The organism is Ornithinimicrobium sp. (assembly GCF_030537745.1).
Lineage (GTDB): Bacteria > Actinomycetota > Actinomycetes > Actinomycetales > Dermatophilaceae > Ornithinicoccus.
The window spans coordinates 1-1,665 of the sequence record NZ_JAUNVI010000128.1 but is presented as its reverse complement, the minus strand read 5'-3'; the positions used below and the strand labels follow the sequence as shown (position 1 = coordinate 1,665).

The window sequence follows — 1,665 nt, the reverse complement described above, 5'->3', positions numbered from 1 at the left end:
GCAGGCGCCGCCTTCGCAGCAGTCGTCTTCGCGGCAGTCTTCTTGGCCGGCGCTGCCTTGGACGTGCCGTCGTCGCGGACCTCAATGGCCTGGTCGTTAAAGACGCGCAGGACCTTCTTCTGTGCTGTCACGGTGCTGACCCCAGCAGCCTCCAAGCCCGCACGCACTTGAGCTAGCTCGACATACCCCTTGGTCGTGCCCTGCGCCAGCAGGGACTTCAGCGCATCGTGCTCGAAGCCGGCCGGCAGGGTGGTCGCCGTCGCGGCCTTGGCTGCAGTGGCGGTGGTCTTGGGTGTCACGGGTAGAACCAACTCATTTCTAGCGGTGGCAGGACGCGGGTGAGAACCCGGGCAAGAGGGAGCGTCGGTCTAGGACGGGAGGTCGTTCCTTCCTGCATCCATCAGCAGGCGGCGCTCCCCATTATAAACGTCAGCCTCCGCCCAGATATGCCGACGCCCGACCAACAGCGTCAAACGCAGCAGGTCGGGCGCCGGAAATACGGGTCAGTCGTCCTCGCCGGCCTTCACCGCCAGCACGGGGCACTGGGCCTCGAGCAGGATGCGCTGGGCATTGGAACCGAGGATCAGTTTGCCGATCGGCGTGCGACGCCTTAGACCGATGACGATGCACTGGGCATCGCTCTCATTGGCGACAGCCACGAGGTCTTCGGCCGGCTCGTTGCCACGGACGAGAGCACGGACCTCGTGCTCGATGCCCGCCTCATCGAGCTCAATCTGGACAGCCTTGAGCTCCTGCTCGAAACGCAATGCCTCTTGGGCGTCGAAGTCGCGGCCACCACGGTGGGAGTTGACGACGATGAGCTTGACGTTGCGCAACTTGGATTCGGCGCTGGCCTGGCGCAGCGCGGCGCGACCCTCGCGAGTGGGGATGTAGCCGACAATGACAGACATAGAACAGTCTCCTCCTGGGGTGCTTCGACGACTGCGAGATTACACGCCCACCTCCTCCGTCGGCGCTTCGGCCTGCTAGGCGACCTCTGCCGCGGACATCGCCCAGGGAGGTATGCCGCGGAGCAGCACCTCGTTGAGCAGGAGGGCCAGCCGATAGGTGGGGTCGCGCTGCAGCGTGAGCTCGATCGCCTCGTTGGCGACCGACCCATCGCCGCTGTGCCAAGCCAGGAAGGCCGCCAGGGTGAGGAGCGGTGGGGTGAACTCCTGCGGGACCCGGGCCGCAAGGTGGAGGAGGCGATGGACACTGGGCGTCTCGCGGGGTCCAAGCGCGGCCGGCAGGGGCGGGATGACCTCCCACACCGCCACCCCTTCGTCGTCGAGGAGGGACTGGTCGGCGGCGAAGGGGTCCGGGACCCACCTAGACAGCACCACGTCGCGGAGCGTCCGATCTTGCAGGGTCAGACAGAGGCAAGCGCGTGCCCGGGCGCTCAGCTCGGGCCCACCGTGCGCGACCCACCGCCCGAACTCTCCCAAGGCTTCGACCACGTCGCACCGGCTCGGGTCGAGGCGCAACAGTTCGAGCGCGAGCCGCGTTGCGTCCGAAGCGTCCTCGTCACGATCCCGGATCCGACCCACGAGCTCATCGCGGGTGGCGACCGGGCTGCACCCTTGCAGGACCAGGTCGGCGACCAGCGGCACATCGGCTGCCTCCGGCAGGGGCAGCCACCGGTCGTCGTCGCTGCGGTCGTCGTCG

2 protein-coding genes and 1 pseudogene are annotated in these 1,665 nt (G+C 67.4%); all 3 read right to left on the bottom strand.

The annotated features are described in order from the left end of the window. Positions 1–299, bottom strand: a pseudogene (locus tag Q4P07_RS14300) (RNA polymerase sigma factor region1.1 domain-containing protein); the annotation flags it as partial. Positions 300–503: 204 nt separating this feature from the next. Then, positions 504–911 (bottom strand): universal stress protein, encoded by a 408-nt coding sequence (locus Q4P07_RS14295; RefSeq protein WP_303375583.1) that lies wholly within the window; start codon positions 909–911, stop codon positions 504–506. Positions 912–986: 75 nt separating this feature from the next. Then, positions 987–1,665: DUF4192 family protein (locus tag Q4P07_RS14290; RefSeq protein WP_303375582.1), on the bottom strand; the 679-nt coding region annotated here is incomplete at its 5' end.

Coding starts and splice junctions, on each gene's coding strand:
- Q4P07_RS14295 (WP_303375583.1), bottom strand. CDS start 911: ATGTCTGTCATTGTCGGCTACATCCCCACTCGCGAGGGTCGCGCCGCG.